The organism is Serratia nematodiphila DZ0503SBS1 (assembly GCF_000738675.1).
Lineage (GTDB): Bacteria > Pseudomonadota > Gammaproteobacteria > Enterobacterales > Enterobacteriaceae > Serratia > Serratia nematodiphila.
This window is the reverse complement of record NZ_JPUX01000002.1, coordinates 650,790-676,752: the sequence shown is the minus strand read 5'-3', so window position 1 is coordinate 676,752 and position 25,963 is coordinate 650,790. Positions and strand designations below refer to the sequence as shown.

Annotated in this window: 31 protein-coding genes; 18 read left to right on the top strand and 13 right to left on the bottom strand. The window is 60.3% G+C overall.

What is annotated here, in order from left to right:
* Positions 1–152 precede the first annotated feature (152 nt).
* Together JL05_RS23810 and JL05_RS23805 are read right to left on the bottom strand one after the other, a co-directional pair.
* Positions 153–1,754 (bottom strand): ABC transporter substrate-binding protein, encoded by a 1,602-nt coding sequence (locus JL05_RS23810; RefSeq protein ID WP_033634060.1) that lies wholly within the window; start codon positions 1,752–1,754, stop codon positions 153–155.
* Positions 1,755–1,882: 128 nt separating this feature from the next.
* Positions 1,883–2,263 carry a winged helix-turn-helix transcriptional regulator gene (locus tag JL05_RS23805; protein WP_033634059.1) on the bottom strand — a complete coding sequence of 127 codons (381 nt, stop codon included), beginning with the start codon at positions 2,261–2,263 and terminating at the stop codon, positions 1,883–1,885.
* 84 nt (positions 2,264–2,347) lie between these two features.
* Between JL05_RS23805 and JL05_RS23800 the strand changes: the two genes are divergently transcribed.
* Complete coding sequence (locus JL05_RS23800) at positions 2,348–3,109, top strand: NAD(P)H-dependent oxidoreductase (protein WP_033634058.1); 762 nt, start codon at positions 2,348–2,350, stop codon at positions 3,107–3,109.
* A gap of 44 nt (positions 3,110–3,153) precedes the next feature.
* Here the strand turns inward: JL05_RS23800 and JL05_RS23795 are convergent, their stop codons facing one another.
* The 3 genes from JL05_RS23795 to JL05_RS23785 all read right to left on the bottom strand — a co-directional run bounded on the left by JL05_RS23795 (position 3,154) and on the right by JL05_RS23785 (position 5,131).
* The gene (locus JL05_RS23795; protein WP_033634057.1) at positions 3,154–3,807 is read right to left on the bottom strand and encodes a hypothetical protein; all 654 of its coding nucleotides are present in this window, start codon (positions 3,805–3,807) and stop codon (positions 3,154–3,156) included.
* A 263-nt stretch (positions 3,808–4,070) separates the two neighbouring features.
* On the bottom strand, positions 4,071–4,721 hold the full coding sequence (locus tag JL05_RS23790; RefSeq protein WP_033634056.1) for a hypothetical protein: 651 nt from the start codon (positions 4,719–4,721) through the stop codon (positions 4,071–4,073).
* A 161-nt stretch (positions 4,722–4,882) separates the two neighbouring features.
* Positions 4,883–5,131: a hypothetical protein gene (locus JL05_RS23785; RefSeq protein ID WP_004940639.1), complete on the bottom strand. Its 249-nt coding sequence runs from the start codon at positions 5,129–5,131 to the stop codon at positions 4,883–4,885.
* Positions 5,132–5,325: 194 nt separating this feature from the next.
* On the opposite strand from JL05_RS23785, the gene JL05_RS23780 reads away from it, so the two are divergent.
* The 3 genes from JL05_RS23780 to feaR all read left to right on the top strand — a co-directional run bounded on the left by JL05_RS23780 (position 5,326) and on the right by feaR (position 7,517).
* On the top strand, positions 5,326–5,730 hold the full coding sequence (locus JL05_RS23780; protein ID WP_033634055.1) for an Exc2 family lipoprotein: 405 nt from the start codon (positions 5,326–5,328) through the stop codon (positions 5,728–5,730).
* A 107-nt stretch (positions 5,731–5,837) separates the two neighbouring features.
* Positions 5,838–6,479 (top strand): protein disulfide oxidoreductase DsbA, encoded by a 642-nt coding sequence (locus tag JL05_RS23775; protein ID WP_015376779.1) that lies wholly within the window; start codon positions 5,838–5,840, stop codon positions 6,477–6,479.
* 138 nt (positions 6,480–6,617) lie between these two features.
* Entirely contained in the window at positions 6,618–7,517 is a 900-nt protein-coding gene (gene feaR, locus JL05_RS23770) for a transcriptional regulator FeaR (protein ID WP_015376780.1), read from the top strand.
* A 33-nt stretch (positions 7,518–7,550) separates the two neighbouring features.
* Here feaR and JL05_RS23765 read toward each other — a convergent pair whose 3' ends face one another.
* Positions 7,551–9,050, bottom strand: coding sequence for an aldehyde dehydrogenase family protein (locus JL05_RS23765; protein WP_033634054.1), 1,500 nt, complete (start codon positions 9,048–9,050; stop codon positions 7,551–7,553).
* A gap of 159 nt (positions 9,051–9,209) precedes the next feature.
* Positions 9,210–9,848: a leucine efflux protein LeuE gene (leuE, locus tag JL05_RS23760; RefSeq protein ID WP_004940625.1), complete on the bottom strand. Its 639-nt coding sequence runs from the start codon at positions 9,846–9,848 to the stop codon at positions 9,210–9,212.
* 237 nt (positions 9,849–10,085) lie between these two features.
* Here leuE and ada point away from each other — a divergent pair, with 237 nt between their 5' ends.
* Together ada and JL05_RS23750 are read left to right on the top strand one after the other, a co-directional pair.
* Positions 10,086–11,141 carry a bifunctional DNA-binding transcriptional regulator/O6-methylguanine-DNA methyltransferase Ada gene (ada, locus tag JL05_RS23755; RefSeq protein WP_033634052.1) on the top strand — a complete coding sequence of 352 codons (1,056 nt, stop codon included), beginning with the start codon at positions 10,086–10,088 and terminating at the stop codon, positions 11,139–11,141.
* Positions 11,138–11,851 carry a 2OG-Fe(II) oxygenase gene (locus JL05_RS23750; protein ID WP_033634050.1) on the top strand — a complete coding sequence of 238 codons (714 nt, stop codon included), beginning with the start codon at positions 11,138–11,140 and terminating at the stop codon, positions 11,849–11,851. Before ada ends, JL05_RS23750 begins: the two co-directional genes overlap by 4 nt.
* Here JL05_RS23750 and tehB read toward each other — a convergent pair.
* Entirely contained in the window at positions 11,846–12,709 is an 864-nt protein-coding gene (tehB, locus tag JL05_RS23745; protein WP_033634049.1) for an SAM-dependent methyltransferase TehB, read from the bottom strand. The two genes, JL05_RS23750 and tehB, sit on opposite strands and share 6 nt — an antisense overlap.
* A 178-nt stretch (positions 12,710–12,887) precedes the next feature.
* Between tehB and JL05_RS23740 the strand changes: the two genes are divergently transcribed.
* Entirely contained in the window at positions 12,888–13,991 is a 1,104-nt protein-coding gene (locus JL05_RS23740; protein ID WP_050501289.1) for a DUF1615 domain-containing protein, read from the top strand.
* A 55-nt stretch (positions 13,992–14,046) separates the two neighbouring features.
* Here the strand turns inward: JL05_RS23740 and JL05_RS23735 are convergent, their stop codons facing one another.
* The gene (locus tag JL05_RS23735) at positions 14,047–15,726 is read right to left on the bottom strand and encodes an alpha-keto acid decarboxylase family protein (RefSeq protein ID WP_033634047.1); all 1,680 of its coding nucleotides are present in this window, start codon (positions 15,724–15,726) and stop codon (positions 14,047–14,049) included.
* A gap of 675 nt (positions 15,727–16,401) precedes the next feature.
* Between JL05_RS23735 and JL05_RS23730 the strand changes: the two genes are divergently transcribed.
* The 4 genes from JL05_RS23730 (at position 16,402) to JL05_RS23715 (ending at position 18,557) form a co-directional block, all read left to right on the top strand.
* Positions 16,402–16,830 (top strand): universal stress protein, encoded by a 429-nt coding sequence (locus JL05_RS23730; RefSeq protein WP_004940605.1) that lies wholly within the window; start codon positions 16,402–16,404, stop codon positions 16,828–16,830.
* A 207-nt stretch (positions 16,831–17,037) separates the two neighbouring features.
* Positions 17,038–17,628, top strand: a complete 591-nt coding sequence (pagP, locus tag JL05_RS23725; RefSeq protein ID WP_004940603.1) for a lipid IV(A) palmitoyltransferase PagP — start codon at positions 17,038–17,040, stop codon at positions 17,626–17,628.
* 126 nt (positions 17,629–17,754) lie between these two features.
* On the top strand, positions 17,755–18,243 hold the full coding sequence (locus JL05_RS23720) for a YjjA family protein (RefSeq protein ID WP_015376789.1): 489 nt from the start codon (positions 17,755–17,757) through the stop codon (positions 18,241–18,243).
* A 50-nt stretch (positions 18,244–18,293) separates the two neighbouring features.
* Positions 18,294–18,557 (top strand): putative hemolysin, encoded by a 264-nt coding sequence (locus JL05_RS23715; protein ID WP_016928925.1) that lies wholly within the window; start codon positions 18,294–18,296, stop codon positions 18,555–18,557.
* A 36-nt stretch (positions 18,558–18,593) separates the two neighbouring features.
* Here the strand turns inward: JL05_RS23715 and JL05_RS23710 are convergent, their stop codons facing one another.
* Positions 18,594–19,211: a hypothetical protein gene (locus JL05_RS23710; protein WP_033634046.1), complete on the bottom strand. Its 618-nt coding sequence runs from the start codon at positions 19,209–19,211 to the stop codon at positions 18,594–18,596.
* A gap of 172 nt (positions 19,212–19,383) precedes the next feature.
* On the opposite strand from JL05_RS23710, the gene JL05_RS23705 reads away from it, so the two are divergent.
* Both JL05_RS23705 and JL05_RS23700 read left to right on the top strand, forming a co-directional pair.
* Positions 19,384–20,166 (top strand): DeoR/GlpR family DNA-binding transcription regulator, encoded by a 783-nt coding sequence (locus tag JL05_RS23705; RefSeq protein ID WP_004940586.1) that lies wholly within the window; start codon positions 19,384–19,386, stop codon positions 20,164–20,166.
* A gap of 2 nt (positions 20,167–20,168) precedes the next feature.
* Entirely contained in the window at positions 20,169–20,552 is a 384-nt protein-coding gene (locus JL05_RS23700; protein WP_033634045.1) for a VOC family protein, read from the top strand.
* Here the strand turns inward: JL05_RS23700 and JL05_RS23695 are convergent, their stop codons facing one another.
* The gene (locus JL05_RS23695) at positions 20,553–21,461 is read right to left on the bottom strand and encodes a LysR family transcriptional regulator (RefSeq protein ID WP_033634044.1); all 909 of its coding nucleotides are present in this window, start codon (positions 21,459–21,461) and stop codon (positions 20,553–20,555) included.
* A 125-nt stretch (positions 21,462–21,586) separates the two neighbouring features.
* Here JL05_RS23695 and JL05_RS23690 point away from each other — a divergent pair, with 125 nt between their 5' ends.
* The 5 genes from JL05_RS23690 to JL05_RS23670 all read left to right on the top strand — a co-directional run bounded on the left by JL05_RS23690 (position 21,587) and on the right by JL05_RS23670 (position 24,563).
* A complete protein-coding gene (locus tag JL05_RS23690) occupies positions 21,587–22,468 on the top strand; it encodes a pirin family protein (RefSeq protein ID WP_015376795.1) in 882 nt (293 codons plus the stop codon).
* Between the two features lie 118 nt (positions 22,469–22,586).
* On the top strand, positions 22,587–23,213 hold the full coding sequence (gene ycaC / locus JL05_RS23685; protein ID WP_004928476.1) for an isochorismate family cysteine hydrolase YcaC: 627 nt from the start codon (positions 22,587–22,589) through the stop codon (positions 23,211–23,213).
* A 154-nt stretch (positions 23,214–23,367) separates the two neighbouring features.
* Complete coding sequence (locus JL05_RS23680; RefSeq protein ID WP_033634042.1) at positions 23,368–23,697, top strand: hypothetical protein; 330 nt, start codon at positions 23,368–23,370, stop codon at positions 23,695–23,697.
* A gap of 75 nt (positions 23,698–23,772) precedes the next feature.
* On the top strand, positions 23,773–24,225 hold the full coding sequence (locus JL05_RS23675) for a thiol-disulfide oxidoreductase DCC family protein (RefSeq protein WP_033634041.1): 453 nt from the start codon (positions 23,773–23,775) through the stop codon (positions 24,223–24,225).
* 86 nt (positions 24,226–24,311) lie between these two features.
* Positions 24,312–24,563: a hypothetical protein gene (locus tag JL05_RS23670; protein ID WP_004928468.1), complete on the top strand. Its 252-nt coding sequence runs from the start codon at positions 24,312–24,314 to the stop codon at positions 24,561–24,563.
* On the opposite strand, the gene JL05_RS23665 is transcribed toward JL05_RS23670, so the two are convergent.
* Complete coding sequence (locus JL05_RS23665) at positions 24,554–25,102, bottom strand: GNAT family N-acetyltransferase (protein ID WP_015376798.1); 549 nt, start codon at positions 25,100–25,102, stop codon at positions 24,554–24,556. The genes JL05_RS23670 and JL05_RS23665 overlap by 10 nt on opposite strands.
* A 95-nt stretch (positions 25,103–25,197) precedes the next feature.
* Positions 25,198–25,935, bottom strand: a complete 738-nt coding sequence (locus JL05_RS23660; protein ID WP_021504712.1) for a DUF2076 domain-containing protein — start codon at positions 25,933–25,935, stop codon at positions 25,198–25,200.
* Between the last annotated feature and the right edge of the window lie 28 nt (positions 25,936–25,963).

The window sequence follows — 25,963 nt, the reverse complement described above, 5'->3', positions numbered from 1 at the left end:
TTAAGCTATGAATTTAGTGGGTTAAGTGCCTGGCGACAGGGGAGGCAGTTAGCATCGTAAGTTGTGAAGTTAATGCGCGGTAGGTTCAGAGGCTGGCAGCTTATTAAGCGATGAAGCGGGTAGCGCCGCAGCCCTCGCTGCGGCGCCCGGGATCAGTTCAATTTGGCCTTGGCGAAGTCGCTGCCGTTCACGTCCACCACGTAGCCGCTCAGGTTGCTGCGGGTGGCGTAGAACACTTTGCCGGTGGCCAGCGGCAGCCACGGTGCCTGTTTGGCGAAGATCACCTGCGCCTGTTGATACAGCCTGGCGCGCGCCTGCGGCTGGTTCTCCTGGATCGCCTGCTGGATCAGTTTGTCGTAATCCTTATCGCACCAGCGCGCCACGTTGGCGCCGCTCTGCACGCCGGCGCAGCCGAGCAGGGTGGCGAAGTTGTCCGGATCGCCATTGTCGGACACCCAGCCGTACAGCGCGCTCTGTTGCTCACCTTTGCGCAGCCCGGCCAGATACTGGCCCCACTCCCAGGTGACGATCTTGGCCTTCACGCCCACCTTCGCCCAGTCGCTCTGAATCATCTCGGCGATGCGCTTCGAGTTCGGGTTGTAAGGGCGCTGTACCGGCATCGACCAGATGTCGGTCTCAAAGCCCTGCTCCAGCCCGGCTTGCTTCAGCAGTTCGCGCGCCTTCTGCGGATCGTAGGCGTACTCCGGCAGTTTATCGTTGTAGCCCAGCATGCCCGGCGGCAGCAGCGAGTTGGCCGGGGTGCCGCTGTCTTTGAACACGGCGGCGACGATCGCTTTCTTGTCTACCGCGTAGCTCAGCGCCTGGCGCACCAGCAGGTTGTCGAACGGTTTTTTCTGGGTGTTGAACGCCAGATAGCCGACGTTCAGCCCGGTAATGTCGTGCAGTTGCAGGTTGCCGTCGGCCTTGATGGCGGCGAATTGCTCCGGCAGCGGTGCCGGGATGATCTGGCATTCGTTGGTTTTCAGCTTGGCCAACCGGGTTTGCGGATCCGGCGTAATCGAGAAGATCAGGTGCTTGCTGGCCACGTCGCCCTGCCAGTAGTGCGGGTTGGCGATGTAGCGGATCAGCGAATCCTGCTTGTACTGCTGCAGCGCGAACGGCCCGGTGCCGATCGGCCAGTTGTCGACGTATTCCGGCGTGCCCTTTTTCAGCATCGCGTCGGCGTACTCGGCGGACAGGATCGAGGCGAAATCCATCGCCCAGTCGGCGACGAAGGCGGCGTTGGGCTGGCTCAGCGTGAAGCGCACGTGGTGTTCGTCCACCGCTTCCACCTTGGTGATCAGCTTATCCAGACCCATGTCGGTGAAGTATTCATAGTTGCCGCCGGAGACCTTGTGATACGGGTTGGCGGGATCCTTCTGCCGCATCACGGTGAACACCACGTCTTCGGCGTTGAAGTCGCGCGTTGGGGTGAAGTATTTGTTGCTGTTGAATTTCACGCCCTGGCGCAGGGTGAAGGTGTAGGTCTTGCCGTCCGGGCTGACGCTCCACTCGGTGGCCAGCGAAGGGGCGGGCGTTTTATCGCTTTCGCGCAGCGTCACCAGGCGGTTGTACAGCACCTGAGAGGTGGCGATAAAGGTCGGCCCGGAGCTGGAAAGCTGCGGGTTGAACGATTCCGGCGAGGCGACGGTGCAGTACACCAGCGCATCGGAAGCGGCCAGCGCGCCGCCCGCCGACAACAGGCCGCAGCCGGCCAGCGCCAATCCGGCGATAGGGTGTTTTAAAAACGTCAAGGCAAGATCCTCAGGTGGAATGAGCCGTTACCGGCGAATTGATTTAACTATAGATAACGGATGGCGAGATGGGGAACAAGCGCCTCATCGGTGCATTCTGTGCGCCCCGCGTTGCCTGCCAAACCGCTTTAATCGGCCTTGCGTTTGCGGTCTGCATCATAGCGTTCGCGGGCGGCGTCCAGCTCGGGGAAGTGGTATTCCGCCCACTTATCCAGCGCCGTCAGCGTCTCGACCAGCGAGCAGGCGACGGCGCTGAGGCGGTATTCCACATGGGCCTGATTCTTTTCACTTAAATCCAGCCGCTCGAGCAGCCCGTTGCGTTCCAGCTGGCGCAGCGTTTGCGTCAGCACCTTCTGCGAAATGCCGTCGATGCGGCGCAGCAGCTCGCCGTTGCGCATCGGCCGCTGCGCCAGCGCGGGCAGGATCAACATCACCCACTTGCCGGAAATCAGCGCCAGCGCATCGCGCGCGGAGCACTTGCTCGAATAGACGTCGCCGGGATAAGCCATTGGGGGTTACCTTCAGGTGCGTAATTGCCAAGGGGGCGATAAAGCCACAGCATAACAGCACCACCTTACAACGGGAGAAACAGGATGAACGTGCTGATTGTGCTGGCTCACCCCGAGCCGCATTCTTTCAATGCCCATTTGGCCGAACAGGCGCGGCAGGCCTGGCTGGCGCAGGGGCATCAGGTGAAAACGGTCGATCTGTATCAGGAGGGGTTTGATCCGCGCGAGGGCGCCGGCCACTACCCCAGCAGAAAGCAGGCGGACAGGTTCGATGCGATGCAGGAGCAGCGCCATCACTGGACGATCCAGGCGCTGCCGGCGGAGATCCGGCGGCATATCGAGCTGCTGCGCTGGGCGGATACGCTGGTGCTGCAGTTTCCTTTCTGGTGGTTCGGCGCGCCGGCCATCATCAAGGGCTGGATGGATCGGGTGTTCGTTTACGGCGGGCTCTACGACAGCCGCCACCGCCATGAGAACGGCGTGATGCGCGGCAAGCGGGCGCTGCTGACCGTCACCGCCGGCGCTTCCGCACAGGCCTGCGCGCCGGACGGGCGCGACGGCGACATGCGGCTGATGCTGTGGCCGATCATGCATGCGCTGCACTATATCGGCTTTAGCGTGCTGGAGCCGTTCCTGGTCTATGGCGTGCGCGGCGGGCTGGCGGGCGAGGAGCGGCAGGCGCAAAACGCCGCGTTGGCGCAGGTGACGCAGGCGTATCGGGCTGGCTTAAGCGACCTTGCCGCCTGGCCGGCGGTGCCGTTCAACCGTAATGAAGATTTTGACGCCGATCTGGCGCTGAAGCCCGGCGCGCCGGTCTACAGTCCGTTCGTGCGGCACCGTGTATAGGCTAAAACCTCATTCGGAGACTATAGAAAGGTGCTGGCGAGGGGCTATTGTTTGCTTTCGGGCGTTTTTCCTGCCTCTGACAATGCCAGTACGGTGCCAAGCAGCATCAATGTGCATAATAGTGTAAAAAACAAAAACAATGTCATCCCGGCATAAAAGTTGAATGGTTCGGTGGCTCGCACGATGTGGGACAGACAAGCTACGTGTGGACGGCAGCCAGAACGGAAAATTAGCTCTCCGGTTTGCAGACCGTGCCAAAATATCCTACCGGATGCCCATAGCCCATATAAAGACAGTGGAGCACACACTACCAGTAATATCGCCATGCCTTTGCCGGTTAACGGGGGAGTGTTTGAACGCATTCTTTTCATCCGCTGCAACCTTTGCGCATTGGAAGCACTCCGTTTTTTTTCACGTTGCGCGTATTTTATTTCAGCGTCCTGCAACATTTTCACATGACGTAATGCAAACTCACGTTGTATTTCCTCCATTGCCACCAGCCTTATAGCGTTGGAGTATTCTTTGATACGCGCTTTTTTTTCTTTCAATATCAGTCCTGCTTGGGCAGATATCATTTGGTGTGCCTGTTTCTGGCTTTCTGCTATGGTTTTCTTTTTGGCGCGGAGGCTGGCTGGTGTGTTGTCCAGTGCGTGCAACTGTTGCTGTAGGTCAGCAGCCCATTCTTCCGGTGTTTTCATTCCCTGTATACCTTATGGTTAGTGTGTGTAGGTAAGCCTTACAATTTATTTAGACTGGAGGGACTGTCGATAAAATTACTACTTTCTTACTCTTTCATATTGCTATGGCTTTTCCAACTCACTGTTGGTGTCTTGCGTTAGTGCGCACTTTGACGTCGATCTGTCGCTGAAACCCGGCGCGCCGGTGTACAGCCCGTTCGTGGGGCACCGGGATATTTGTCAAATACAACCTGGCTACCGAAAACACACTGGGAATCAGAGTGTCATTGTTTTTTTTCAGGCGTATTTCCAGCTTGTGATAAGCTCAGAGCAATGCCGAGCAACATCAATGCGCATAACAGCGTTGCGAACAAGAAAACCGCCATCCCGCTATAAAAATAGAACGGTTCATGGGCTTGCACGATGTGGGAGAGGCAAGACGACAGAGGAGTGCGGCAGGAATTAAAAATTAATTCGCCGGTTTGCAGGCCAGCCCAAAATACAGAGCCGAATTGCCACAATCCGCATAAAGACAGCGGGGCAAATAAGAACAGTAAAATTGCTATGCCGCCGCTGGTTAGCGGAGCTGTATTTGAACGCATTTTTTTCGTGCGACTCAGCCTGCGTGCATTGGAGGCGGCCCATTTTTTTTCTCGCTGTTCACGTTTGGTTTCAGCGCGTTGCAACATTTTAGCGTGCTGCAATGTGAACTCACGTTGCATTTCCTCTATCGCCACCGTTCTGATGGCTTTGGAGTATTCCCTGATGAGCGCCCTTCTTTCCACCCCGGTCAGCGCTTGAGAGCGCACTAATTGATGTGCAAGCCGTTGGCTTTCTTTTATTGTTTTCTTTTTGGCGCGAGTACTGGCAGGCGTGTCGTCCAGCGCGCGCAGTTGTAGTTGCAGGTCAACGGCCCATTCTCCCGGTGTTTTCATTCCCTGAATACCTTATGATTAGTGTATGTAGTAAGCCTTTCGATTTAGCCTGGGGTGTAGAATTATTGGTCTCTCACTTTTTCATAACGCTATGGCCTTTTCAACCCACTATTAGCGCCCTGTGCTAGCGGGCGCTGTGTGCTGAGATATCGCGATCCGGCTTAGAACCCGGCCTTCAGCAGTTCCTCGCGCAAATCGTCGATAATCGCCGGTTCGATGTCGGGGAACTGCTGCTGAATATCGGCGATGGCTTCGGCCACGCTCGGGCCGGCGAAGGTGCCGGAGAAGGGCAGCAGCGGCAGATTCGCGTCGCTGTCCGGCAGTTCACCGCGGATGGTGCCGGTGATCATGCCCGCTTTTTTTTCCGCCGTGAGGTCGTACTCCCCCACGCTTTTGTCGATCGGTTTCATTGGCCGCCTCGCTGTCGGTGAGTGTTTACCCTGTTCTGTTAAAGCATAGTGTTTCAGGCAATGAATACCAATCAATGTATATAATATTAATATAAAACAAAGTGATGCGTATTTTTGTCGTTTGACGTTCACCGGGGGCTGGCGCTATGCTCTTGGCGCTAAAGGAACCTTCCTCACTGACAGGGACAGACGACATGAAAAGACTGAAAAGCGCGGCGCTGCTGTTGCCGCTGTTGGCGCTCAGCGCCTGCACTCACTCCCTCAGCAGCGCAGAGCAGCATGCCAAACACTACGTTTATCAAACCCGCGACGACTTCGATCCGCAATTCCGCACCGATGTGAACGGCAGCATTAAAAACGCCGTGCCGATGTTCGAACAGTTCTATCAGCAGGGGAAAAAGGATCGCGCGGCGGGCGTGGCGCGCAGCGAAGCGCAGAAAAAGGCCGACTACCTGGCCAGCGCGGAATTTCAGCAGAACATGCAACACAAAACCATTTTCATCAATCGCGCCTACAGCAGCACCGACAATCCTAAACGCCGCCAGGTGCTGTCGCAGGAAGCGGTAGGCGCCTATTGGGACGGCTACGAAGGGCGCTGACTTAATCCCACATAAACAGAAGGTAATAAAAACTGGCCTTCTGGCGGTTATTTGATTATAAAAACCGTCGCTAAGGACGATGTTCATAGAAGAAACCAGGAGTGTTTATGTTGGCAAAAGTTAAGCGTTCGTTCGCCGCCGCCGTCGTATTGATGTTGGCGCTGCCCGCGGTGCAGGCCGCGGATTACCGTGCGGGCGAGCAATATACCCGGCTGGATAAGCCGGTGGCCGCCGCACCGGCGGTGGTGGAGTTTTTCTCCTTCTACTGCGGGCCTTGCTATCAGTTCGCCGAAACCTACCGCGTAGGCAGCACCGTGGCGCAGGCGCTGCCCGCCGGTGAGAAAGTCACCAAATATCACGTCAGCCTGATGGGCAAACTGGGCAATGAGCTGACCGAAGCCTGGGCGGTGGCGACGGTGCTGGGCGTGGAAGACAAGATTGAAGGCGCGATGTTTGACGCGGTGCAGAAACAGCGCGCCGTCAACGGCGCCGACGATATTCAGCGGGTGTTCACGGCGGCCGGCATCGATGCCGCCACCTACGAAAACGCGCGCCACAGCCTGCTGGTCAAAGGATTGATCGCCAAGCAGAACGAAGCGGTGAAAGCGTTCGAGGTGCGCGGCACCCCGTCGTTCTACGTGGCAGGCAAATACAAGATAGATAATGCCGGCATGGCCAGCACCAGCGTCGAAGGTTACGCCAAAGAGTACGCGGCGGTGGTGCGCCATCTGTTGGATACGCAGCCTTAAGGCGATGCCTCCCCGGCGCCCGGTGATCTGTGATCGCGGCGCCAAATCCCCCGCTCGCCATTGATTGTGTGTTAACGGATTGTTATGGTGTTTTTCTGTTCAACGGCGCAGCACCGCTGCTGTTTGAAGGGAGAGATCATGACGGCATTGGCAACGCTCCGGGACGTCGGCTTCGAAGAGTGGCTGGGGAAAATCAACACCGCCTGCGGCCGATTCTGCGCGAAAACGTTGGGGCCCGGCTTTCGCGGGGCGATGCAGGAGTTTCGCGCCCATGCCCTGCGCCTGAGTGTGGTCGACGTGTCTCAGGCCCGGTTGTACCGCACGCCGCGTGAGATCGCCCGCAGCGACGGCGCGCACTTTTTCACCGTCATCCAGCTGCGCGGCAGCGCGTTGATGGAGCAGGGCGATCGCCAAACGCTGCTCTCCCCCGGCGACATGACGCTGATCGATGCCTCACGGCCCAGCAGCTTCACCTTCCAGCGCGATTCGCGCCAAATCTCTCTGCTGTTGCCGCGCGGCTGCCTGCCGCTGCCGCCGCCTGGTGCGCAGCGTCTCGGGGCCGAGCTCAGCGCGGTGCGCCTCAGCCGCCAGCTGGTGCTGAGCAGCATGCAGGATCCTCAGCTCGCCGCGGCGGAAAGCGAGGCGGTGCTGAATGCGCTGGCGGCGCTGCTGCGCCCGGCGTTGGCGCTCGAACAGGCGCGTCCGGAGGGGCAACAACCGGTCTTCGACAAGGCGCTGGCGTTGATCGACAGGCATATTCAGTCGGCGCAGCTGCGCCCTGAGTGGGTGGCGGCCGAGTTGGGGGTGTCGCTGCGCAGTCTGTATCGGCTGTTCGCCCGCCAGGGGCTGGTGGTGGCCCAGTACATCAGGAACCGCAGGCTGGATCTGTGCGCGCAGGCGCTGCGCAGCGCCGCCGGGCAAGAAAAGCTGGCCGGAGTCGGCCTCGACTGGGGCTTCGCCGATCACAGCCATTTCTCGACCGCTTTCAAGCAGCGTTTCGGCATGTCGCCGAGCGAGTACCGTCGGCAGTATCAGTAAGTCAGGGCGCGGGCCAGGCCCGCGCCGCTTCACTCAATAGCGAATGCAGACCGATTTCGACTCGGTGTAAGCGTCCAGCCAATCCGGGCCGAAATCACGGCCGCTGCCCGACTGTTTGAACCCGCCGAACGGCATGTTCGGGTCGATCAGCGTATGGGTGTTGACCCACACGGTGCCGGCCTGAATGCGCGGCGTCAGCGCCATCGCCTGCTGCAGGCTGGTGGTCCACAGGCTGGCGGTCAGCCCGAAGTCGGTGTCGTTGGCCTTGCTCAGCGCTTCTTCGGCGCTCGCCACCCGGATCAGGTTGACCACCGGGCCGAACACTTCCTCGCGCGTCAGGTTCAGCCGATCGTCCGGGTTGATCACCAGGGTCGGCGGAATGTAGAAGCCGTTGGCGTCCGGCCCGGCCGCGCCGCCGATAAGCTCGGCGTTTTTCGCCCGGGCGTCGTCCAGGTAGGCCGCCACCTTGTTGCGGTGCGCGAGCGATACCAGCGGGTTGATTTGCGCGCCGGTATCCATCCCCGGCCCGACCGACAGCGATTTCACCGCCTGTTCGAATCCGGCCACCAACCGATCATAAATCGGCGCTTCGATATAGATTCGCGAGCTGGCGGCGCACACCTGCCCCTGGTTGAGGAAGCTGCCGAGCATCAGGCCTTCGATCACCTGCTGCGGATCGGCATCTTTCAGCACGATGGCCGGGTTTTTGCCGCCCAGCTCCAGCGTCACGCGGGTCAGGCGATCCGCCGCTGCGCGCGCGATGCTTTTGCCCACCGGCGTGGAGCCGGTAAAGCTGACTTTGGCGATCAGCGGATGTTCGGTCAGCGCCTTGCCGCACACGGTGCCGCGGCCGGTGACCACGTTGAACGCGCCCGGCGGCACGCCGGCTTCGCTCGCCAGTTCGGCCATGCGCAGCAGGGTGAGCGGGGTGGTTTCCGACGGCTTGATGACGATGGAGCAGCCCGCGGCCAGCGCCGGCATCACTTTCCACATGCCGATCATCAGCGGGAAGTTCCAGGGCACGATGCCGGCGACCACGCCGATCGGCTCTTTGCGGGTATAAACCTGATATTTGGCGCCCGGTGGCATCGGAATGGAGACATCCAGCGTCTGGCCGGTGATTTTGGTCGCCAGCCCGGCGGTGTAGCGCATCCAGTTCAGGGTGCTGCCGACTTCGAAGGCGCGGGCGATGTTGATGGATTTGCCCTGCTCAAGGGTTTCGAGCTGCGCCAACTCTTCGGCGTGCTGCTCCACCAGATCGGCGAAGCGCAGCAGGATGCGCTCGCGCTCGACCGGCAGACGCTGCGCCCAGACGCCTTCGCTGAAGGCTTTGTGGGCGGACTGCACCGCCAGCGCGACGTCGTGTTCATTGGCGTCGGCGGTGGTGGCGATCTGCTGCCCATTGGCGGGGTTGTACACCGCCAGGCGGCCTTCCGCGGCGGACGCGCGCCACTGGCCGTCGATATACAGCCCATGCTGACGATCGAGAAAACGCGACACGCTATCCAGCACGGCTACGGTATTGTCAGACATACATCCTCCGATCAGGCTCATCAGGTTATCGTTAACCCTGAGAGTCTAGATCAGCGGGAAAGCGGCGGCTTTGGTCTGCCTGACATTCGGTTTGTCCTGCGTGTCATTTTGCCGTGACGGGAGAGTAAACCGCGGCCGGCGGGCGCCGGCCGGGAGGGATCACGAGCTCAGGGTCGCCAGACGGGTGGCGAAACCGAGGAACAGCAGGCCGATCAGGCCGTTGCCGAGCTTCGCCAGGCCTTTCTTGTGGTTGAAGAAATGCGCCAGCATCGCGCCGGAGAAGATCAGCGTGCTCATGTAGATAAAGCTGACGGCTTCGAGGATCAGCGCCAGAATGGTGAACGACAGCCCGGTGTGCGCGTAGTTGAAGTCGATGAACTGCACGAAGAACGACACGTAAAACAGAATGGCTTTCGGGTTGGTCAGGCTCAGCGTCAGCGACTTGCGCAGAATGCTGTGGCCGCCTTCAATTTGCTGCTGTTGCGCCTGCGCCTTCTGCACGAAGGTGGCGTAGAGGATTTTTGCACCGAGGAACAGCAGGTAAATCGCGCCGAGAAAACGCACCAGGGTAAACAGGAACGGCGTGGTGCGGATCAGCGACGCCACGCCGATATAGGCGCAGAAGATCAGGATCGCATCGCCGATAAACACGCCCAGCGCCGCGGTGTAGCCGGCGCGCACGCCGCGCGATATGCCGGTTTTCAGCACGTACAGCGTATTCGGCCCCGGCAGAATGATGATGAAGACCACCCCGGCCAAATAGGTCCATAAATTCAGGACGCCAAAACTCTCTAACACAATAACCTCTCCATACGCGCAACTAACAGGCAAAAACACTGGCCACGCCCGTGACCGGCCGCGATCCTAACGCCGTGCAAGCGGGTTGGCAACGTAATAAACTTCATGTTGTTGGTTAAAAATTGTCGAAACATTGTTGAAAACGTCGGCGTCGAATTAAAAAGCAAGAGTCGGCGTGTTTCGCCAACGGCCCGTCACTATGCTGGTTAACATCGAAACCGCAGTGAGGAACGGATGATGAAAAACGTAATCGACAGCGCCGATCCGCGCTGGCTGGCGATCGTCAGCCGCGACAAGCACGCCGACGGCCGCTTTATCTACGCGGTGAAAACCACCGGCGTGTATTGCTCGCCTTCCTGCCCGTCACGCCAGCCGAATCGGCAAAACGTGGAGCTGTTCGACGATGCGGAACAGGCGGAGGCGGCGGGTTATCGGCCCTGCAAACGCTGCCGCCAGGGGCTGACGCCGTTGACGGAGCAGCATGCGCGGCAGATCGCCGAGGCCTGCCGCTATATCGAACGGGCGGAGAAAGCGCCGTCGCTGCAGACGCTGGCGCGCCACATCGGGTTGAGCCAATACCATTTCCACCGGCTGTTCAAAGCGATCACCGGCCTGACGCCGAAAGGCTACGCCGACGCGCAGCGTAGCCAGCGCTTGCGCACCGGTCTTTCGCAGCAGGAGACGGTGACCGACGCGATCTTCGACGCCGGCTATGGCGCCAACGGCCGCTTCTACCAGCAAGCCAACGCCGCGCTGGGCATGACGCCGAAGGCCTACCGGGCGGGCGGCAAAGGCATGCGCATCCATTTCGCCGTCGGGCGCTGTTCGCTGGGCGAGATCCTGGCGGCGCAGAGCGAGGTGGGCATTTGCGCCATTCTGCTGGGGGACGATGCGCAGCAGCTGGTGCAGGATCTGCAGGATAAATTCCCCAACGCCGAGCTGATCGGCGGTGACGCGCAGTATGAAGCGCTGATGGCGCAGGTGGTGGGCCTGATCGAAGCGCCGGAGAGCGGGCTGGCGCTGCCGCTGGATATTCGCGGCACTGCGTTTCAACAGCGGGTCTGGCGGGCGCTGCAGGCGATACCGGTCGGCGAAACCGTCAGCTATGCCGATATCGCCCGGCGCATCGGCGCGCCGAAGGCGGTGCGCGCGGTGGCCGGCGCCTGCGCCGCCAACGTGCTGGCGGTGGCAATCCCCTGTCACCGGGTGGTGCGCAACGGCGGCGCCTTGTCCGGTTATCGCTGGGGCGTCGAGCGCAAGAAAGCCTTGCTGGAAAAGGAGGCGCAGCGATGAGCGGCGCGCTGGCGGCGCGGTTGGCCGAATTGGACTGGGCGGCGATCGAACGCGAACTTGATGCGCAAGGGGGGGCGCGCCTGCCGGGCGTGCTCAGCGCCGAGCTGTGCCGGCAATTGGCGGCGCTTTATCCGCATGGCGAACATTTTCGCAGCCGCATCGTCATGGCGCGCCACGGTTTTGGCCGCGGCGAGTACCAGTATTTTGCGTATCCGTTACCGCCCCCGGTGGCCGAAGTGCGCGGCCTGCTGTACGCGCGGTTGGCGCCGTTGGCCAATCGCTGGAACGCCATGCTGGGTCTGACGGCGCGCTATCCCGCCGAACACGAGGCTTACCTGACTGAATGTCATCAGGCCGGCCAGCGGCGGCCAACGCCGCTGCTGTTGCGTTACACGGAGGGGGATTACAACTGCCTGCATCAGGATCTGTACGGCGAACGGGTGTTTCCGCTGCAGGTGGCGTTCCTGCTTTCCGCCCCCGGGCAGGATTTCACCGGCGGCGAGTTTGTGCTGACCGAGCAGCGGCCGCGGATGCAGAGCCGGCCGGAGGTGGTGCCCTTGCAGCAGGGGGACGCGGTGGTGTTCGCGGTGCACCATCGGCCGGTGGCCGGAGCGAGAGGCTACTATCGGGTCAATCTGCGCCACGGCGTCAGCCGGATACGCACCGGCCAACGCCACACGCTAGGGGTGATCTTTCACGACGCGTTATAGCTTGCGCGCCAGCAGGGTGGCGAAGCGCAGCGAGATGCGGTTGCCGGCGGCGTCGGTCTTGTGCAGTTGGCCGACGTCCTCGTTGTATTTGAGGATCTGCCAGTCGCGGTAATAGTGCTTCAGCTCGCCCGGCTTGAAGGTGAACGGGAACGGCAGCGGGCAGGGATAATCTTCGGTATCCATCGCCGCCACGATCAGATTATGGCCGCCGGGCACGGTGCTGTCCTGCATGTTTTGCACGATATGCGGGATCTGCTGGCGCTCGAGAAACATCAACACCACGGTGGACAGGATGAAGTCGTACTCGCCGCTGAAGCGGTGAGTATTGAGATCCTGCACCCCGGCGCTCAGGCGGGTCAGCTGCTCGGCGTCGATGATCTGATTGAGGCGAGCTATCGACGGCGCGTGCTTGTCCCAGGCGGTGACGTCGAAACCTTTCAGATTGAGATAGAGCGAATTGCGGCCGCCGCCGCAGCCCAGATCCAGCGCCTTGCCCGGTGCGATGCGCGCCGCCGCCTCGATCACTTCGGAGTGGGTGCGCGTCAGTTCGTATTTCTTGTGGTAGTAATCTTCCGGCGTGCAGTAGAACGCCAGCCGGCAGGTCATGTCGTCCGAGAAGGAAACGATGCGATGCCACTGCTGCGGTTCGATAAACGGCGGCTGGCTTTCGGGGCTAAACTGCCAGGTCTCGGTGGTGGCGCCGTCTTCGGTCATCATGGCGAACGTCAGGTTGCCGCTCAGCACGGTGAGCTTCGCCCAGGTGCCGTTCTGGGTGTTGTGGCGCTGGCGAAAGGCTTCCGGCAGTGTGTCGCTGTTCCATTCCGGCAGGGTTTTATAGCAAAGCAGCTGCTGCTCCATAGGGGGCTCCTCTGGCTGGGCAAACAAAGTGATTTATATGATGCATATAAAATACATCTTTATCGATCGTTTGAACATAGCGGCCTGACGGAAAGGCGCGGCGATATCTTTATACTGGATTGTGTGCGGCGGCTGGGCTAATTTCAGTGCTGTTCATGTCATCACGTTCAGGGAAAAGATGCCGATATCTCGTTTATTCCACCCGATGCCCTTCCGTTGGCTGAGCCTGGCCGCGCTGCTGGCGCTGGCGGGCTGTACCAGCAAAACCACCACCACGGCGCCGGCGGCGCGCCCCGCCGACGTCAAAGCCCGACTGATGACGCTGATCCCGGCCAACGCCGGCGATCGTCAGGGCTGGGCCACCGATATTACCGCCGCCTTCGCCGCGCAGGGCATTGAACCGAGCGATGAGAACCTGTGTTCGGTGCTGGCGGTGACCGAACAAGAGTCGACATTCCAGGCTAACCCGCAGGTGCCGGGGCTGCCGAAGATCGCCTGGAAAGAGATCGACCGCCGTGCCGATCAGATGCACATCCCGAACTTTTTGGTGCATACCGCGTTGAAGATCTCGTCGTCGAACGGCCAGAGCTACAGTGAGCGTCTGGATAAGGTGCGCACGGAGAAGGATCTGAGCGATATCTTCGATGACATGATCGACCGCGTGCCGATGGGACAGAAGCTGTTCGGCCATTTGAACCCGGTACATACCGGCGGCCCGATGCAGGTGAGCATCGCCTTCGCCGAGGCGCACGCCAAAGGGTATCCTTATCCGGTCGACGGCTCGATTCGCCGCGAAGTTTTCAGCCGGCGCGGCGGCATGTACTTCGGCATTATGCATTTGCTGGGGTACCCGGCCGATTACAGCCGGCCGATTTACCGCTTTGCCGACTTCAACGCCGGCTGGTACGCCAGCCGCAACGCGGCGTTCCAAAACGCGGTCAGCCGGGCGAGCGCCATTCCGCTGGCGCTGGACGGCGATCTGATCGACTTCAGCAGCGACAAGCCCGGCTCGACCGAGCTGGCGGTGCGCACGCTCGGCAAGCGCCTGAACATGAGCGACAGCGCCATTCGCCGGGCGCTTGAGAAAGGCGATACGGCTGACTTTGCCGATACCGACCTGTATAAGAAGGTCTTTGCGTTGGCGGGCGGCAAGCTGCCGCGTGAGATGCTGCCGGGTATTCAGCTGGAAAGCCCGAAAATCACCCGCAAGCTGACCACCGCCTGGTTCGCCAAGCGGGTGGATGAACGCCGGCAGCGCTGCATGGCGCGCGCCGGCGGGTAACGGCATGAAAAACGCCGCCGGAGGCCTGAACCACCGGCGGCGCGATCATCGCGCCTCAGGCGCTGCGGCGCGGGTTGGTCAGGCCGAAGTTAAAGCTGTTGCAGCGGTTACAGAACTCTTTCATCACCGGCGGCGTGTCCATCATCGGCACTTTCACCTCGATAAACGCCAGCCGATCCTGCCGTGAGGCGTGTTCCAGGGCCATTTCCAGCTGTTGTGTGGTTTCCACCGCCACGCTGAACGGCTGCGCCTGGGTATTCAATACCGCCGGCAGTTTGGCGTAGTCCCACGGGCTGATGTCGTTGTAGGACGAGTTTTCGCCGAGGATATAGCGTTCGATAGTGTAACCGTCGTTGTTGATCAGGAAGATGATCGGCTTTTGTTCGCAGCGCAGCAGAGTGGACACTTCCTGCGCGGTAAGCTGGAAGGAGCCGTCGCCGATGAACAGCAGGTGACGGCGCTCAGGGGCCGCCATCAGGGTTCCGAGCAGCGCCGGCAGGGTATAACCGATCGAGCCCCAAATCGGTTGGTTGACCACCTTGACGCCGCCCGGCATGCGCATGCCGCCGATGGCCGCGCCCGAGGTGCCGTTTTCCACCACCACCACATCATCCGCCTGGATGAAGCGTTGGATCCGCTGCCACAGATAGGCCTGGTCGATAGGCGCGTCGCTCGGCGTCGCCAGCTTGTCACGCGGATCGGCCAGCGGTGATAAAAGCTGCGCCGGCGCGTCTTCGCTCAGATCCAGCAGCGCCTGCAGCAGATCCGCCGTCGCTACCGCCGGGTAGGAGGTGTTGTCCAACGTCATCGAGAACGGCTGAATATCCACCTGAGCGGCGGCGGGAATTTGCTGCGAGAAATAGCCGGTGGTGGAGTCCACCAGACGCACGCCGAAACTCAGCACGCAGTCTGAGTGGGCCATGCGTTCATACAATTCGGGGCGCGACAGGTTGCCGCTGTAGCCGCCCATCCAGCCGGCGGTATTTTCCGGGATAATGCATTTGGCGGTTGGCATGTTGGTCAGCGGTATGGCGAAGCGGTGAGCGACATCGATAACCAACTGCTGCAACCGGTAGCGATCCACCATTTGGTCGACCAATATGATCGGGCGCTGCGCGCGCTTTATTTTGGTTAACAGCGCCATTGCCGCCAATTGCACATTGTATTTATCGCTCGCCGGCAATTGCGGCGCTGCTGCGGCTTCGGCGACTTCAATTTCGATATCGCAAATATCAGACGGCAGCTGTAAATACACCGGTTTCTTCTCTATCCAGGCGCGAGAAATAACGCGTGGAATTTCCTGCGCGGCATTTTCCGGCGTGATAAGAGCCTGAGCGACGGTGAATTGTTTAAAGCAGTTCATGACGTTGTCGAAATTGCCGTCGCCCAGGGTATGGTGCAATAGCTGATGATTCTTCATCGCGTGCAGCGGCGGCGTGCCGGCGATGCAGACCACCGGCGAAGATTCGGCATAGGCGCCGGCGATGCCGGACAGCGCGGCCAGATCGCCGACGCCGTAGGTGACGATCAGCGCGCCGGCGCCTTTCATCCGTGCGTAGCCGTCGGCGGCGTAGGAGGCGTTCAATTCATTGCAGTTGCCGACGAACGCCAGCCGTTCGTCGCTTTCCAACAGCTCCAGCAGGCTGAGGTTATAGTCGCCGGGCACGCCGTAAATACGATCGACGTTCAGGGCGTGAAGCTGTTGCAGAATGAATGACCCGATAGTTATTTTCATTGATTGCTCCGGATTATTTATCTTTATTTTGTCAGGCGAAAATCAGCAAAAATAAATTGCTGGCGATGTTGTGTCGTTAGCATTAACAGTTATTTAAAGTGCCGGCTTGTTCAAGATAGGGGGAGCGGCCGAGGAAGAGGCGGTTTGTATTCGGCGCTTTACGCGATGGGTTTTTCCATAAATAGTGTGGCTATTGTGCATTAGGGCGGGGCGGTATTTTTCGTTGACGGCATATCGGCAGAAAAACGGCGGCGCATTGGTATTTATCATGATGCAGGGTGAATCATCCGGTACTTTTGAAGCCGTGTTAAATCCCATTGAGCGGTGCAACGCTTTTTGCCTGAGAAAGAAAAGCACAACTTCATGTAAAGGTGCATTTTGGTGATCCGCCGCACGCTTATTTAAAGAAACCTTCCAGCAACCAATTAAAAACAAAAAATTAACAATAAGGTTTTTTTATTCGGTCATAGTTGTCAGTTTTGCTTTACAGATGCCGCAATGCGCGCCGCGTCGGGCCGGTGTAAAAATGGGCCGTCACGGGCGCTAATATAACGTGGCGGTCATCACATTCTGTGGGAAGTGATACGTAAACTTTTCTCTACGTGCGCACGGATGGCGTATACCTACCAGAGGGGCTCATGTCCCAGCGGTGCTGGCCTGAGAGGGGGGCGTGTGATGAAAGGCTATCGACATATTCTGGTGCTGATTCATAACGAGCGTGATGGGTTGCCGTTGCTGCGTCAAACGGCGGCGATGGTGCGCGGTAAGCCCATCGCCCTCACCGTCGGCCATCTTAACGCCGACTACGCCGAGCTGGAGTACGGCAGCGATGCGTTAATCAAGGATCGCCAGGCGCAGGAAGTGATCGCCGCCAAGGCGATGCTGAGCCGGTTGGTGAGCGCCGTCGATGTGCCGGTCGCGGTCAAGGAGATTGTCACCATTCGGCGCTTTAAGGACGTGAGCGATTTTATTCACCAGGCCGGCATCGATCTGGTGGTGGTCGGGCACCAAAACCGCCTGTTCGGCCTCTATTCCTCGTATTCCCTGGAGTTTGTGAACCGTCTCGATGTCGATGTGTTGGTCAAGCATCTTGCTCGCGAGTAGCGTGCGACAAAGCGGATTTTTCCCACGGTTTTGCCGCCCGAAAGGCAATAGCATGCGGATACCGGTACGGTTTGTCCTGAATTATTGGGCATTTTCCGGTGCTAAACTTAACCAAAGCACAACGGGCGTTGGATAAATTAGATACGGCTTGATCTTGCCTGGGCTATCGGTAAAAATCTGCGGCCGTATTTTTACAGGAGCTTTACGATGTTTCTAAAACGGACCCTTTTGGCGTGTTCTCTGGCGTTGATATTTCCTGCACTGCCTTCTTATGCTGAGGTTGGTACAGAAAGTGGCAATGCCGCACAGGCTGAAAAACCGGGTTTATGGCAGCGTTTTACCGATAACGTGGCGGAGACCTGGAACAACTCGCCTAACCACGATCTCTATATCCCGGCCATCACCTGGCACAACCGTTGGACTTATGATGATGAGCATATCGATAAGTACAACGAACGTCCGTGGGGCGCCGGTTACGGCATCTCCCGCTACGACAGCGACGGTGACTGGCACGGCATCTACATCATGGCGTTCAAGGATTCCTTCAACAAATGGGAGCCGATCGGCGGCTACGCCTACGAGAAGATCTGGCGCCCGCTGGATGACAAGGATTTCCGCCTGGGGCTGGGCTTCACCGCCAGCGTCACCGCGCGCGATAACTGGAATTACATCCCTATCCCGGCGCCGCTGCCGCTGGCCTCTATCGGCTATCAGCGGCTGACGTTCCAGGCGACCTACATTCCCGGCACCTATAACAACGGCAACGTGTTCTTCGCCTGGCTGCGCTGGCAGTTCTAAACTTCCTGAATTCCGAAAAACGGCGCGGCGGCGAGATAAAAGGAACTTGTCGCCGCAGGCGGCGTCGGAGAGGTATCCCGGCGCGCTGCGCCGATTGCATGCCGTTATGACAGGAGTTTCACCACTATGATCACCAAACATCGTTTATTGCTGGCTTTGGCGCTGTCCGCGACCCTGGCCAGCGGCGCCACCCAGGCCGCCGGGCTGATGGATTCCCTCAGCAGCGCGGCGGGCGAACTGAGCAAGTCGGGCGGCGACAGCAGCGGCGGCATGTCGCTCTCCTCGTTGACCGGCCTGCTGAACGGCGGCGACAAGGCGTTGAGCTCCAGCAGCATGACCAATGCCGCCGGTATCCTGCAGTACTGCGTGAAAAACAACGTGCTGTCGGCTAACGGTGCCGAAGGGGTGAAAGATCAGCTGCTCAGCAAGCTGGGCATCACCAGCACCGAAAACGCCAAGAGCCAGGATTATCAGCAGGGCCTGGGCGGCTTGCTGCAGACCGGCGAAGGCAAGAGCCTGGATCTCAACAGCCTGGGCACCTCGCAGATCACCGAGAAGGTGAAGCAAAAAGCCTGCGATCTGGTGCTGAAACAGGGCAAATCCTTTATTTCATGATCTAAGAACGGCGGAGCGCTCCGCCGTTCGTTTTTGTATAAGCTGGAAAAATGAAAAAAACGTTGATGCTTTCCCTGCTGGCAGGGATGACGATGTTGCAGGGGTGTTCCGTGAAATCTAACGAGGCGCCGCCACCGCCGCAGGTGAAACCGATCGGCATGGCGAACCCGGCCGACGTGTACTGCACCCAAATCGGCGGCAAGCTGAACGCCAAAGAGAATGCGGCAGGCCAGTATTCCACCTGTACCTTGCCGAGTGGGCAGGAAATTGAAAGCTGGGAACTGTTCCGCCGCGATCATCCGGTGAAAAAGTAACCCTATGCGGCGCCGGCTCTGCTGCCCGGCGCCCGCTCAGAATTGGCGATCGCCTATCGGCTGCAGCTGCAGGCTGCCGTCCTTCCGCAGCGTCAGCGGCATGCGCCAATCACGCTGTTTATCCAGGTTGAACGGCCGGGAGCGGAACATGCAGCCGGTCTTGATATTCTTGATTTTCATCACGTGTTCCGCGTTCGCATTGATTTTCACCTCGAAGCTGCCGGCGGGCGGAATAAAGACTTCCGCCAGCTGTTGCGGCGCCGCTGGCGTTTCCAGCTTGACCAGCACCGCGAAATCGTTGCCCTGATTATCCAACGTCAGCCGATGCAGGCCGGATGCGGGCAGCCGCGTTGGCTGATGCAGATAACCCGCTGAGGCGGGCCACGGCTGCCCGGCATTGTCATGCAGCGGCCCGCCGCACTGTTCGCGCGCCTCCCGCAGCGGCATTTCGCGCTTGATGGCGCGATTGTAATCGGCGGGGGCGGCGAGACTGAACTCGTCGTCATATTGGTGGGCGCGCAGATAGCGCTTGGCGCCGAGCACCCCAACGGCGACCAGCATGAAGAACAAAAATATCCTCAGGCGATTTTTGAAAATCAGCCCGAACAGCTTCCCGGGGAGCTGAAACAGCCACCTTGCGATCGTCAATAACATCGTTTTCCCTTAGCGTCCAAGCCGTTACGTCTGCGGTAACTTCGCTTGCCTCAGTATAGCCAACATCCCGCAGGCGAAAATCCTGCCCGGCGATTTTTCTTCCGCTCTGCATTGTACGTTTGTGTTTGTTTGTGTACATTTATGATCACTTTAGCGTCACCGGATTGACATGATGTCCAAACTGTTACCGAATGAGCGTCACCAGGCCATTCTTGACACGCTCCGCCAACAGGGGCGGGTGCTGGCCCTGGAGATGGCGCAGCGGCTGAACACCACCGAAGCGACCATCCGCCGCGATCTGCGCCAGCTGGCGGCGCAGAACTTGTGCAAACGCATCTATGGCGGCGCGTTGGCGCCGACGCCGGCCGAGGGGCCCGTTGCGGCGCGCATTGCGCTCAGCGGTGACGAGAAGCTGGCGCTGGCACAGACCGCGCTGGGGGTGATCGGTGAAGAACAGCTGATCTTCCTCGACGCCGGCAGCACCCACCTGTATCTGGCGGATCTGTTGCCGCGCGACCGGCGTTTGACGGTGGTGACCAATGCATTGAGCATCGCCGGCAAAATGCTGGAGCGGCCGGGGATCCGCACCATCCTGATCGGCGGCGAGTTGGATGCGCAGGTCGGCGGCTGCGTGGACGCCAAGGCCGCGGAAGAGATCGACGGTTTCCATTTCGATTTGGTGTTTACCGGCATCTGCGCCTACGACCCGGCCGGCGGCTTCTCCGCGCTGAGCTACCAGGACGCCACCTTTAAAAAGCGGCTGTTGACGCGCGCCGGCAGCGTGGCGGTGCTGTGCACCCGCGACAAGCTCAATACCTACGCCCCTTACCCCTTCCTGCCCGCCGGGCGGGTGGATCATCTGGTGACGGCGCGCGGCGCGCACCCGCAGCTTGAGCTGCAGGTGGCGCAGGGCGGCGGCCAGGTTTGGCACAGCGATTTACCGACCGGAGAATGATGATGAAAATAGCCCATGTTGCTCTGTGGACCCGTGACATCGACGCGCAGCTGGCATTTTGGCAGCGTTATTTCAATGGTGCCGCGGGGGAGGAGTATGTCAGCCGCAACCGGCCGGGGTTCGTTTCCCGCTTCGTCAGCCTGGCGGCCGGGCCGTCGCTGGAGATCATGCGCGTGCCGACGTTGCTGCTGGCGCAGGAGCAGGAGGAGCGGGTCGGTTGGGCGCACATCGCGCTGTCGCTGGGGGATGAGCGGCAGGTCGATCGGTTGGCGCAGCGCGCGCAGCAGGAGGGCATTTTGCTGTCCGCGCCGCGCTGGACCGGCGACGGCTTCTACGAGGCCGTCATTCGCGATCCAGACGGCAACGCGATCGAAATCACCGCCTGATCACTCTTCTTCAATGCTGGCGAACTGCTCGCCCAGATAGTCGAGCAGCAGCCGCACCGCCGGCAGCAGGCCGCGGCGCGACGGGTAAACCGCATGCACCACGCCGCCCTGCGGCTGCCAGCCCGGCAACAGTTGCACCAGCTCGCCGCGCAGCATGTCGTCGCGCATCATCATCGCCGGCAGTTGTACGATGCCGGCGCCGGCGATGGCGGCGGTGCGCAGCATCAGCATGTCGTCGGTGACCAGCCGCGGCGTGTGTTCCCACTCCACCCGTTCACCCTGTGGGCCGGTCAGCCGCCATTGGTGCTGACCGCGCGCCGGGCCGAGATCGAGCGTCGGGTATTTACGCAGGTCTTCCGGCGTGTGCGCCGGCCCGAGGGTGCGCACTAGTGCCGGGCTGGCGGCGACGCACCAGGTGCGCTGCGCCAGGATTTTCAGCACCAGATCGCTGTCCTCCAGCGGCGGCGGCCGCACGCGGATCGCCAGATCCAACCCTTCCCCCACCACGTCCACCCGGCGGTTGGTGGCCTCCAGATGCACCGTCACCTTGGGATAATCGGCCATAAAGGCCGCCACCATGCTGCCGACGCGGGTGTGCAGGATCGCCACCGGGCAGGACATGCGCACCGTGCCGCAGGGCTCGGCGCGCGTCTGCTCGATCGCCTGCTGCGCCGCTTCCGCTTCCACCAGCATTGCCTTGCAGTGCGCGTAATAAGTTTGGCCGACCTCGGTCACCGAGAAGCGCCGCGTCGAGCGCTGGATCAGGCGCACGCCCAGCCGCTCCTCCAGCAGCGCCACGCGGCGGCTGAGCTTGGATTTGGGAATGCCCAGCGCCCGGCCGGCGGGGGCGAATCCCTGGTGATCGACCACGCTGGCGAAGAAAAACAGATCGTTCAGATCGGTCAGCATCGTATCCCTTATCGTTCTATCAGTAGAACGCTGAGTGTACATCTTGCCTACTACTGCAGCAAACCCCGGCGGATTAAACTTCTGACATCAACTTAAGGCCGTGAGGTCTGAAACGGGAGTTCAAGATGAAAAAAATCCTCGGTATTCACAACAGCCCGGAAGCACACTGGGTCGGTAACGGTTTCCTGGTGAATTCGCTGTTCTCTTATAACGATTTGGGGGCGGAAATGAGCCCGTTCCTGCTGCTGGATCACGCGGCGCCGACCAAATTCCGTTCCGCCTCCGGCACCCGTGGCGTGGGTCAGCACCCGCATCGCGGGTTTGAAACGGTGACCATCGTCTATCAGGGCGAAGTGGAACACCGTGACTCGACCGGCAGCGGCGGGGTGATTGGCCCCGGCGACGTCCAGTGGATGACCGCCGCCTCCGGCATCCTGCACGAAGAGTTCCATTCGCGGGACTTCTCGCGCAACGGCGGCACCATGGAAATGGTGCAGCTGTGGGTCAACCTGCCGGCCAAGGACAAAATGGCCGAGCCGGGTTACCAGACGCTGCTGAACGCCGATATTCCGGTGGTTCCGCTGGCGGACGGCGCAGGGCAAGTGCGGGTGATCGCCGGTGACTTCGGCGGCCATGCCGGCCCGGCGCGCACCTTCAGCCCGCTCAACGTGTGGGATATGAAGCTGAATGCCGGCCATACCACCACGCTGACGGTGAAAGAAGGCCATACGCTGGCGCTGGTGATGCTGCACGGCGCGATCCTGGTTAACGGCGAAGATGTGGTGCGTGAAACCCAGATGGTGCGTTTCGACCGGGCGGGGGATTCGATCACTATCGAAGCCAACAACGATGTCGCGCTGTTGGTGCTGAGCGGCGAACCGATCGATGAGCCTATCGTCGGCTACGGCCCGTTCGTCATGAACAGCGAAGCGGAAATCCAGCAGGCGTTCCGCGATTTCAACAGCGGCAAGTTCGGCAGCATGAACGCCGAAGCGAGCGCCGGTTGAACCTTGGCATCTGGGGCGGGAAGTGTTCTCGGTTCCAGACGCCACACTTAAACCTCAACGCCCCGCCACACCGGTGGGGCATTTCATCCGCAACATCAAACCCCACAGGAGTAAAACCATGACTGCAAATTACAAACGCCTCGACAAAGATCAGGCCGCCGTATTGCTGGTGGATCATCAGGCAGGGCTGCTTTCGCTGGTGCGCGACATCGATCCCGATCGGTTTAAAAACAACGTGCTGGCGCTGGGTGATTTAGCGAAGTATTTCAACCTGCCGACCATTCTGACCACCAGTTTTGAAAACGGCCCCAACGGCCCGCTGGTGCCGGAACTGAAAGCCCAATTCCCCGATGCTCCTTTCATTCCGCGCCCTGGCCAGATCAACGCCTGGGACAACGACGACTTCGTCAAAGCGGTAAAAGCCACCGGCCGCAAGCAGCTGATCATTGCCGGCGTGGTGACCGAAGTGTGCGTGGCATTCCCGGCGCTGTCTGCGCTCAATGAAGGGTTCGAAGTGTTTGTGGTGACCGACGCCTCCGGCACCTTCAATGAACTGACCCGTCAGTCGGCCTGGAGCCGTATGGAAGCCGCCGGCGCGCAGTTGATGACCTGGTTCGGCGTCGCCTGCGAGCTGCACCGCGACTGGCGCAACGATATCGAAGGCCTGGGCACGCTGTTCTCCAACCATATCCCGGACTACCGCAATCTGATGACCAGCTACAACACGCTGACCAACGGTAAGTAACGCGACGGCCCTTTACCCAACCTTTCGTCTTTCATCACGTTAGACGCGGGATGTAAGCAAAGCGCAGCGGGGCGAAAAGGTAGCGAAAAGCGGCTTTCTCATTGGCCGGGGGCGGGGTAGCGTAATCCCGAACCCGGCAAATGAGGCTAATTCAATGAAACAAGCAATCAAGATCCTGGCGCTGCCCTGCATGGGCATGGCGCTGTTGTTCAGCGCGAGCGCGATGTCGGCGCCTGAGAAGCCAGCGGCCAACGCGTTGCCGCCTTTGATGGATGCGCCGATGCGCATGCCACCTTTCCCGGGCGGGCACCAGCCCAAGCCGGGGTTCTGCCACGGCGGCGAGCTGTTCTGCGCCACCTCGGCCAGCGACAATCCGGTGGAAACCATCAACAAACTGACGGCGGTGATCCCGGCGGGCAGCGCCAAACATTACGAAGTGCGCGTCGCGGTGGTGGCCGTGCCTGACGCACCGCCTGCGCCTTAACGGACTCTGTCATCCCGCTCTGGCCTGAGCGCGCCAGGCGCGTTAGGCTAAGGAGAGCGTTTTACGGGAGGCGGGATGACCCCTTTATCACAGTTGCCTTATCTCCAGCCCGGCGAGCGCGCGCTGTTGTTCGACGGCGAATGCAATCTGTGTCACGGGCTGGTGAGATACCTTATTCGCGCCGATCGGCAGCGGCGTATTCTGTTGGCAACGGTGCAATCCGTCGAAGGGCAGGCGATCCTGCTGGCGTTGGGGTTGCCGACCGATCGTTTCGATTCCGTGGTCTATGTTGAGCAGGGGCGCTATTGGCTGCGTTCGGCGGCGCTGTTTCGGTCGCTGCGCCAATTGGCTTGGCCATACCGCGCGCTGGCGCTGGGGCGTTGCCTGCCACCGAAGCTGGCGGACAAGGTGTACGACGCGGTCGCCGGCAATCGCTACCGGCTGTTTGGCCGTAATGACGGCGCCGGTCTGCCGGGTGCCGATCAGCCCGGGCGCTATCTGCCGCGGCGACGGGAACCGCCGGCCTGAGCTTTACGCTTCTTTACCATCCAACCGCTTGAAATATCAGCACTCCAACTCCATATAATGGAACATTCAACCAACAAGGAGCGCGTATGGGAATCAGTGAAGAAGAGCGCATTCGCCGTTTGACCCAGGAGAAAAACGACATGGGCAATACGGCGAAATGGGTGGCGATCGTTTCCGCCGTGTACTTTGCCTTGATGGTGTTTTACGGCCACCCGACCGGCGTGTTGGCGATGTCGGGTGCGGTGTTCATCGTGTCGACCACCACCTGGCTGAAAAAGCGTAAGAAGGTCAAATCTTATCGCATGGCATTGGCCAGAATCAGCGACGATCAGCCCTGATAGTCGCCGCGCTTTAGTGTATACACCAGGCTCGGCGCCGCGCCGGGCACGTCATCCAGCGTATCCACCCGCCGCATGCCGATCTTTTCCAGCACTCGCCACGACGCCTGATTCTCCGCGCGCACAATGGCGGAAATTTCCTCCATCGCCAATCCGACAAAACCATATTGCAGCGACGCCCGCGCCATCTCGGTGGCCAACCCCATGCCCCAGACGCGAGTATCGAATCGATAGCCGAGGTTCACGGTGCGCTGCGCGCCGAGCGGTTTCCAGGACAATCCGCCAAAGCCGATGATCCAATCCGGCCGTTCGCGCAGGGCGATCGCCCAGGAACCGTAACCGTGTTGTTGCCACCCGGAAATTCTCTCTTGCAGCGCCGAGATAGCCTGCGCTTCGCTGGTGAGCGGGCCGGCGGGGTTGAAACGCTGGGTTTGCGGATCGCCGAAGATGGCGTAGAAGCGTTCGAGATCCGCCATCACCGGCGGGCGCATCTGCAGGCGTTCGCTGAAAAAAGGGTCTGAAGGAGTCAGGCTCATCATCGTTTCTCCCGGCTGGATAAATGAACAGTGTTCACTGTAGACCAGATTGGTGAAACGGGAAATCCCCCTCTGCGGGTGAGAGGGGGCGAAGGGAATTACAGGAAGGAGTCGTCGTCGCTGTAATCGTCGTCGGCGTAATCCGTGTCGTCCTGATAGCTGGCGTTCTGGAAGCCGTTGTCCTGGTTCAGGAAGCTGCCACCATCGCCGTTGTTGAAGGTATCCAGGTTGTTGGAGGCGTCGAAATTGCGCATTGCGCTGTCGTCCAGCGGCGCCGGGGTTTCCTCGATAATATTTACGATTTCCTGTGGTTGCGAATGGCGGAACATGCCGGTCAGCATGTCGGCCAACACCACGCCGCCGGCGACGCCCGCCGCCGTTTGCAAGGCGCCTCCCAGGAAGCCGCCGGCGCGTGAGGGCGCCGCCTGCTGCGGTTGGGCATAGGCAGGCTGCTGCTGCGCGTAGCCCCCCTGCTGCGCGTTGTTCCAGGCCGCCGTATTTTGCTGCTGCGCCTGATACTGTTCACGCGGGCTTGGCGTGCGGCTGCCGCCGCCGAACAGACCGGCCAGGAAGCCGCCGCTGCTCTGCTGGCCGTTGGCGGTTTGCTGCAGCTGCGCCACCTGGGCCTCCAGCTCTTTGACCCGCTGATCCATCTGCTTGAGCGCCGCTTCCTGAATGATCATCGCCTGCGCCATGTAATAAGGGGCGGAAGGCTGCTCGCGAATATGCTGGTTGATTTGCTGCTCTGCCTGGAGATCCCGTGGGCCCGTCTTGGTCTCGGCTTCTTTCAGGCGGCCAAACAGACCATCGATAAGGCGTTGTTCTTCGGATTGCATAGGAGTACCTCAGGAGATAAATAACGGT